The following is a 7,859-nucleotide window of genomic DNA, read 5'->3' as shown; positions in this document are numbered from 1 at the left end:
GGGACAATCTTGAGGCGGATGCCTACGGCCTCATTCCCTTGCTGAATAGCAAGGGGGATGCTTTCACAGAAGATGATGTGCTGGCTGCTTTGGAGGCATACAACGACAGCTATATCACCTATCCCATCGATGCGATCTCACTCCGCACTGGTATCCCAATCCAGAAAAATAAAAGAACAAGGCTTTTTGAAAAATGAACTGTATCATGAAGCACATCAGAATCGTATCAATGATACGGTCAGTGATGCAGTCATTGAACTGCTGCGGGAAGAACTGAATCAGAAAAACGAGCAGATCCAGCAGCTCAATAACCGGCTGGCTGAAACAACAGCTGCTTTGGTTACAGCCCAACAGACTATCCAGGCAGTGCAGCAGACAACTCAAACTGCTCAGGCCCTTCACGTTGGCACCATTCAGCAGCAGCTTATTACTGATGAAGGAGAGGATAATCAACAGCATACAGGTTTGCACAGATGGTTTAGAAGATTTTTTAGAGAATAAACCTTGCCTCATTGAAATTGATGATATAATATAAAATATTTTAAATTAAATTATTTATTTTTGTTGAATTTGTGCGATAATAAGAATAAAGGTGAAAGTTGTCAGTGACCCCACGGCTAAAGCCAGGGGCTTGGTAAAAGCCCTTGCTGACTACCCTCAGTGCCCTGAGCACTCCGTTACCTGGGAATAGATAGGCACCGGCGGACATACATCCGAATCTGCCGCACTGCGGTGTATGGTTAAACAGTCCCGATGGGTAGGGACAGTGCTGTACACAAAAACCCCGGGATAACATTGGGGACGGATACCTGACAGCCAACAGGCTGAGCGGCTTACTGTTAGCCGCACTTAGAAAGGAGGCATCAACTCATGCCAAAGGTCTATGTTTTGAATAAGCACGGGCATCCGCTGATGCCATGCATCCCAGCAAAAGCCCGGCATCTTCTGGATTCGGGCAAAGCAAAAGTAAGAAAACGAACCCCTTTTACCATCCAGCTGCTCTACGGCAGCAGCGGTTACAAGCAGTCTGTCATTCTCGGCGTAGATGCTGGTTCCAAGACGATAGGACTGAGCGCCTCCACCGAGAAACAAGAACTCTTTGCGGCAGAAGTCAAGCCACGAAACGATGTTGTGGAGCTGCTTTCCACCCGCAGAGAGTTTCGTCAGGCAAGAAGAAACCGCAAAACCAGATACCGCACACCAAGATTTGATAACCGCGTAAAGAGCAAGCACAAGGGTTGGCTCGCTCCTTCGGTGGAAGTGAAGATCCAGGAGCACATTACCGCTATCGCAAGAGTGTGCGCCCTGCTTCCTATCGCCAATGTGATCGTTGAGACGGCAGAGTTTGATACTCACCGTCTGAAAGCGATGCTGGAGGGTCATCCACTGCCAGTCGGTACAGATTATCAGCTTGGAGAGATGTACGACGAATACAATGTTCGCCAGTATGTTTTGAAAAGAGATAACTACACCTGCCAGTGCTGTGGAGCGCATCCTTCCGCAAAGAAAGGGGTCAAGCTCCATGTGCATCATCTGGAAAGCCGTAAGACGGGAGGCAATTCACCCAATAACCTGATAACTCTCTGTGAGCATTGCCATAAGCTGCTTCACAAAGGGAAGATCACTCTGGATAAGAAGAAGCGGGGTCACTCTATGCGGGATGCCGCTTTTATGGGCATAATGCGCAAAACACTTATTCTGAGGCTCCGCAGTGAACTGACAATTCCGGTGGTAGAAACCTATGGCTACATTACCAAACTGGTGCGGGAAACGCATCACATGGATAAAAGCCATACGGTCGATGCACTCTGCATTGCAGGGCATCCGCTGGCAGATGCCTCCGATGTCATCTATCTGATAAAACCGGTGCGCCGGCACAATAGACAGCTCCATAAGGCAACGATCCTGAAGGGTGGCGTGCGAAAAGCGAACCAGGCTCCGAGATCAGTATTTGGATTCCGCCTCTTTGATAGGGTGAGATACCAGGGACAGGAGTGCTTTATCTGGGGCAGACGCTCCAGCGGCAGTTTTCTGTTAAAAAAGCTGGATGGCACGAAAGTAAAAGATGGAATCAGTTACAAAAAACTGACTCTATTGGAAAGAGAAACAAATTATTTAATAGAAGAAAGGAGGCGCTGCTCCTCCCCATGCCTAAAGGTAGGGGTTTCCGCAGCGTAAATTTTGATGATTTTCTCTTTACCAGTATCGGCGATGAAAAAAAAGAACCTACAAATTGTAACATTATTAGTCTTGTCAATTATGCTAATACTTTGTTGGAATTTAGAATTAGAAGATTGTTTTTGGCTTATTAATATTGTTCAACTGGTTTATATTTTAGCTTCCTTTGCAATAAATAAGGAACGACGGAATTTTACAATAAACAAAAGGGAATTTAAAGCCATAAGTATGGAGCTATTATTGATCGTTGCTCTATTTTTTGCGGCCAGTATTACAAAAAATAGTGAAATACTATTGTTGGTGCTTTTTTTGTTACTACTGATAGTTTGGCTGGGATTATTTTGGAATATATTTAAGTTGGGTCAGGACTTATTCACTTTTCCAATTATAAATTTATATGGTTTATTATCTACATTCGTTGTTTTAAGAAGTAATTTATATGCACGAAGTTTAACTTATAATTTAGCGATGCAGCAAATCATTTGGTCTTGTATCATTACATATTTAATCCATATATTTTTTTTTAGTGTTAAAATATTTATTGGAAAGAAATGTATAGGATATAGCTTATAAATTAATAAACGGATGTAAAGTTATGAAAAGTAAAACTATGAAGTCTCTTGTTTTGGTAGGAACGGCTATTATGTTGACCTTTGGTATGAGTGTTAGCTCATTTGCTGCTGATGCTGGTGTTGGTGAATTGAAAAATTCAGAGGGCATATATTCTATCGATATGGATGATACTGCATTGGCTGGAGCTGCGCATATTTCATCTGAAACTTATATAGAAAATGGTCGAATGATTACAGTAGATGTATATAAACAGCAGGATGGAACGATTATTACAGATACTTTTGAGAGAAGCGCTACTGCGATGTTGTCAAAAGAAGGAACTGATACAGCAACAAGATCTCGTCACCTGAATGGCTGGGGCTCAATTAGCATAACAGCAAGCTTTAAATGGTATACACAAGGGAATTTTAGTTATGTGACATGTTTGTCTATGAATGCTTCGCATGATCTTGATAAAGATGCAGTGCTTTCAAAATGGGAAGAGTCTTATACTGAAGATTTTGTAAGTGTAGGTGCAGCTAAAGCATCGGTCAAGTATTCTATGTATAACTCTAAATTTCCTGCCCAATCTCAAAAAGGAACATTTACTATCACCTGTACTGATGAAGGAAAAATTAGTGATAATGGATAAGTAAACCCTAAAAATAGATAGTAAAAGTAAGCTATGATCCTGTAATACAGAACCCTTCGTTTTTGATTTTGTGCTCGGAGGGTTCTGTTATTGCTTTTTAGGCGATGAACGAGCATAAGGAAAACCTGTCCCACTTTCGTAAGTGGAAAGCTGGCAAAGCCAGCTGGTTAGAGATTTGCAGATTCACCTGGGTCAGAAGGGACTGTGCCTGACTGCGACCACTGTGGCAGAGAACGACGCAGAACTCTCCAACAACATCTCCACCTCGGCGGCGCTCCGGGGTGGCAAGGAGGGCCGGGGCAATGTCTACTGGAAGACACCGGCCGATGAAGGCTCGATGACCTGGAAGAAGCAGTGCTGGGAGGTGATTGAGGTCGACGGTGGCACCGATCCCGACCCGAAGCCGGAGCCGGAGCCTGGCGATGGTGCTATCACTAGTGATGTCATCGTTTCCCATGTGGGCGATCCCCATCTTTCGCAGAGAGAGAGTTCCACTTGGACAGAATGTGCGGGTATTCTCCCTGTGGACACACTTAAGGGCTTTGGATGCAGCGCCGTTTCCGCAACCATCGTAGCACGCATCATGGAAAAAGATAACTCCATCACCACCAAGGATCTCTACGATTGGGGGGTATGGGAGATAAAAGATGGATATCCGTACGCAAACTGGGCACAGAACTCTTCCTGTCCGCTCCACTTCACCTATGAAACCACTGCTATCGCAGGCTGGTCTGCCGCAAAGGGAATTATCTTCGACGAAATCTTGGCAGACCGTCCCGTCGTTATTTGGCTGAACAACACTGCTGTCAATGGTACACACTTTGTAGTCGGCTATGGCCTCAAGCGTGGAGCCAGCAGAGATGGCCTTCAGTATGACCAGGTCATGGTCTATAACCCTTATCCGGTCGACAATCCCATTATCCATGAAAAGGGAACTCTTGCCGACATGATGAAGTATAACCGCTGGAAAAACTTTGGTTCGGTGCGGAGAGTATTCCCGAAGTAAAAAAAGAGGGGGTTTCCCCCCTCTTTTTTATTCTTCCCTAAATATTGTCTTCTTTCCAGCTATAACCCAGTTTCCGTTTGTATTTTTCTGAATCGTGCGTAGTCCGCCACTTCTACTGTACTGTGGGTTCGAATCATTATACATTTTATACATTTCCACCTGCACCTTATCCGGCGTGTTCTCCAGGATTTCCATCGTGGAATAATCCCAGATTGCATCCTGGTCTGAACCTTTATAACTGGTTCGGAAATACAGCCCATCATCAAACTGATAAAAAATTCCAAATTGATCGTTGGGGTCGTCTACAATCAATACCGAAAGATTGTCATTGGTGGAAATTTTGAGATAGATGTCGGTAATGGCATCATAGATCTCATCGGTGCTTTTCCAGGGGAATCCAGGCAGGGTTTCCTCTGTGACCTTTGCGAAAATCGCAGTCCCATAGACGGGCACAAAACCACAGCTGCCATCCTCTTCTTCTACCCAACTGGCGCCGATGACTGCATTTTCAAGTATGTGGGTCGGAACGCCATCGATTGGAATTTGCGAATAATCCCGGCGGCACCATTCGTTCACGATTTCTGCCGATCTGGTGTCCAGGTCTTTGAAGATCCCGGCAATCTCATCAGCCGAGAGAAGGCCGGAATCCTCCGCCTCCTGCTCTGGCACGGATGACGCATCGACTGCGTTGCTGCTCTGGCTTTCGAGATCGGATTGGGAGATCCCGCTTGCCGTAGAATTGGAGGCTGTCGGCTGCTGGGAGCAGGCGCTCAGGCACAGACAAGCCACCAGTGCCACTACAAGAATTTGGGGTGCTTTCATAAAAATCCCTCCAAGTAGTTTTCTTCCATACCATTGTACTACATACCACCATCAAAAGAAAGAAGGTGGCCATTATGGAGGAAAGGATTAAGCTGTTCCTGTCCGGCATCTGCGGCGCGTTGGTTTCAGAGGCTTTTTAGGCGATGAATGAGCATAAGGAAAACCTGTCCCACTCAGCCGAGTGGGAAGCTGGCAAAGCCAGCTGGTTAGAGATTTGCAGATCGCTAAAGAGTGGGACGCAAAAACAGGTGGCAGGTGTCTAATTGATGTGCAATTTTCTTGACATAACATCGAACCTGCGGTACACTGATAGTACCGATTGTAATTATCCCGACCGCTTCTGGCGGTTAATGGCGGCTGCACTCCATGAGCGTGGACCGAATTGAAACATGTAAGGCACGATTGCGCCCAAACGAGGGCACGATCGTGCCTTTTTCTTTTGCCAACTCAAGGGCAGCCTTCTCTGAGGGCTGCCCTTTCCCATAAAAATAATCCTCCAATCAAGCTGAAAAAAAGGATGGTGACTGCAACAGCGGCGGTCATGTAGCCTCTCTGGTGAGGGAGGCAAAATCGGTTATATTGGCACAGAATGTGCCATATAAACGGTTTTGCCCGCAAATGGCGGGCAAAAAACAAAAAAGTCGCGCTTGATTAAGCAACTTTTGTGGCGATGGCTGAGCGCCTAAACTCAGCTTATACCCTGATCAAGCAGGCGGTGCCGACCGTTAAACAGAGCTGCAGCGGATGCTGTATGCGCTCAGGGACGCCTTGCGAGCGCAAAGAGGAGGATATCAAGATGTCAAAAAACATAAGGTATAGGATGTGCCGAGCCTTGGAGGAGAAGATCCGCCTGGGTGTGGGTAAAAGAGCTATTGAACGAAAAACAGGAAAGAACTCGCCGTTTATCCATAGTGCTGCTACTGCTCGGACTTATATGCAGCAAGCGCAGGAGTACGGTTCCTGGCTTGCGGATCGGGGGCTTAATCGCTGTACGATGGAGGAAGCCAGGGAGATGGCTGCTGAATATATTAAATCCTTTGAGAGCGCGAGTACACAGCACACAACAAGGAGCGCTCTTGCAAAGGTGTTTGATTGTAGAGGTGAGGAGATTTGTCGGCTTGGTAAAAGAGATCCGGCGGACTCACCCGGAGCTGGCGGAAGCCTGCCGATCTATGGGGTTGCGTAATGACCGAGAGCTAAAGCAACTGACGGCCTCAGATCTCCATAGAGGAGCGGATGGCCACCTGTACGCCCATGTAAGGGGCAAGGGAGGCCGGGAGCGTGATACCCTTATCCTGCCAGGCAAAGGCGAGCAAATCGTCCTGGAGGCTGCCAGGAGCCGCCCGGAGGGGCCCCTGTTTGATGTGCCGAGTCATGCCAATGTGCACGGATGGAGAGCCGACTACGCTGCACGCTGCTACGCTTATGCGATGGATAGTGGCTATGGCACGGAGGAGCTGTACAAGCTGCGCAACGGATCAGGCAAAGCCTACGATAAAGGGGCACTTGCCTTTGTATCGGCAAACCTGGGGCATGGCCCTGAACGATACTACACAGTCTGCTACAATTACCTAAGTTATGGCAAAGCGGAGGCTTGACGACGGCTTCTTGTCAGATTTTCTGCGGTTTGGTATACTGGACAGGCTACCACCCCCAAACAGGTAGAGAAGGGGGGTGTTCCAAGTTGGATATAATCTTCTCATTCTTCATCTCCGTCATGGCAAGCGTAGTTGCCTACTACATTTGCAAATGGCTGGACAGAGATGAATAGCTGGTAGCCAGCCTGGGGTAGTGCCGTCCCTCTCATACTAAGGCAAAAGAAAACCCCCGGAGCTGCAATCTCCGGGGGTTTTCGCTGTATCCAAGCGGATACTCTTCTCATTCTTGCCTACTGATATTGTACCATACACAGCGGGCTATTTCAAGCATACCCAGGAACCATGGGATTCATTCCAGATCGGGCTTGCTGGGATGGGTGAAGCAAGGTATAGTGGTGGGGAGGAGGGAACGCAGATGCAGAAGGTAGTAAGGGAATTTGGACTGGCCAAATTTGTACAGATCAGCCCGCTTAGAGAAGGCCGGGGTTGGGGTGAATGGCGGCTGGCCTATGTCAACAAGGAGGGGAAGCTTTCGCTGGAAGAAGATTGTGCCGGTAGACAGTATTTGCTCCTTAGGTTTGATGAGCCGGCAGGCTACTATCATACTGGCAACGGATATCTTCGGGAGGAGGAAAGCCGAATAATATTCCGTACCCGGTGCAGCACCTATGTTGTCGAACTGGTGACTGTTTGATCAATACGAAAAAGAGAGCGATGTCTTAAAAACCAGGACACGGTCAGATAGCGATTTCTCAAAAATCAGCACACGGAGAAGGGGTTTCCCAAGGGTTAGCAGTGAGGTGAATCTGGGGGATTGAGACTGAGGAAATGGCTCAAATTCGGAATCCGCAAAGCCGCTGCCCCAAACTTTGTGTCCAACTTGGACACATCGGAAACCGCAAAGCAGCTGCCCCAAACTTTGTGTCCAACTTGGACACATCGGAAACCGCAAACGGGCTGCCCCAGATTTTGTGTCCAACTTGGACACATTCGGAATCCGCAAAGCCGCTGCCCCAAACTTTGTGTCCAACTTGGACACATTCGGAACGAG

8 protein-coding genes and 1 pseudogene are annotated in these 7,859 nt (G+C 47.3%); 8 read left to right on the top strand and 1 reads right to left on the bottom strand.

Annotation, left to right across the window (positions count from 1 at the left end; genetic code table 11):
* The 5 genes and pseudogenes from Q0526_RS13150 to Q0526_RS13130 form a co-directional block, all read left to right on the top strand.
* Positions 1 to 197, top strand: a pseudogene (locus Q0526_RS13150) (hypothetical protein); the annotation flags it as partial.
* On the top strand, positions 187 to 501 hold the full coding sequence (locus tag Q0526_RS13145; protein WP_298734405.1) for a hypothetical protein: 315 nt from the start codon (positions 187 to 189) through the stop codon (positions 499 to 501). The pseudogene Q0526_RS13150 and the gene Q0526_RS13145, both read left to right, overlap by 11 nt.
* A gap of 369 nt (positions 502 to 870) precedes the next feature.
* Positions 871 to 2,178 (top strand): RNA-guided endonuclease IscB, encoded by a 1,308-nt coding sequence (gene iscB / locus Q0526_RS13140; protein WP_298734402.1) that lies wholly within the window; start codon positions 871 to 873, stop codon positions 2,176 to 2,178.
* Positions 2,179 to 2,773: 595 nt separating this feature from the next.
* Complete coding sequence (locus Q0526_RS13135; RefSeq protein ID WP_298734399.1) at positions 2,774 to 3,382, top strand: hypothetical protein; 609 nt, start codon at positions 2,774 to 2,776, stop codon at positions 3,380 to 3,382.
* A gap of 175 nt (positions 3,383 to 3,557) precedes the next feature.
* A complete protein-coding gene (locus tag Q0526_RS13130; protein ID WP_298734396.1) occupies positions 3,558 to 4,388 on the top strand; it encodes a hypothetical protein in 831 nt (276 codons plus the stop codon).
* Between the two features lie 27 nt (positions 4,389 to 4,415).
* Here the strand turns inward: Q0526_RS13130 and Q0526_RS13125 are convergent, their stop codons facing one another.
* Positions 4,416 to 5,210 (bottom strand): hypothetical protein, encoded by a 795-nt coding sequence (locus Q0526_RS13125; RefSeq protein WP_298734392.1) that lies wholly within the window; start codon positions 5,208 to 5,210, stop codon positions 4,416 to 4,418.
* Between the two features lie 832 nt (positions 5,211 to 6,042).
* Here Q0526_RS13125 and Q0526_RS13120 point away from each other — a divergent pair.
* The 3 genes from Q0526_RS13120 (at position 6,043) to Q0526_RS13110 (ending at position 7,502) form a co-directional block, all read left to right on the top strand.
* Positions 6,043 to 6,396, top strand: coding sequence for a site-specific integrase (locus tag Q0526_RS13120; protein ID WP_298734389.1), 354 nt, complete (start codon positions 6,043 to 6,045; stop codon positions 6,394 to 6,396).
* A 178-nt stretch (positions 6,397 to 6,574) separates the two neighbouring features.
* Entirely contained in the window at positions 6,575 to 6,808 is a 234-nt protein-coding gene (locus tag Q0526_RS13115; protein ID WP_298734387.1) for a hypothetical protein, read from the top strand.
* A 415-nt stretch (positions 6,809 to 7,223) separates the two neighbouring features.
* Complete coding sequence (locus tag Q0526_RS13110; RefSeq protein ID WP_298734385.1) at positions 7,224 to 7,502, top strand: hypothetical protein; 279 nt, start codon at positions 7,224 to 7,226, stop codon at positions 7,500 to 7,502.
* The last annotated feature ends 357 nt before the right edge of the window (positions 7,503 to 7,859 follow it).

It is taken from the genome of uncultured Subdoligranulum sp., from assembly GCF_937890665.1.
The sequence above is the reverse complement of the archived record's forward strand: the minus strand, read 5'-3'. Positions and strand labels throughout refer to the sequence as shown.

What these genes read in the sequence shown, in the direction of transcription:
- iscB (WP_298734402.1), top strand. Translation starts at nt 871, where the DNA reads ATGCCAAAGGTCTATGTTTTGAATAAGCACGGGCATCCGCTGATGCCA.
- Q0526_RS13135 (WP_298734399.1), top strand. Translation starts at nt 2,774, where the DNA reads ATGAAAAGTAAAACTATGAAGTCTCTTGTTTTGGTAGGAACGGCTATT.
- Q0526_RS13125 (WP_298734392.1), bottom strand. Translation starts at nt 5,210, where the DNA reads ATGAAAGCACCCCAAATTCTTGTAGTGGCACTGGTGGCTTGTCTGTGC.
- Q0526_RS13110 (WP_298734385.1), top strand. Translation starts at nt 7,224, where the DNA reads ATGCAGAAGGTAGTAAGGGAATTTGGACTGGCCAAATTTGTACAGATC.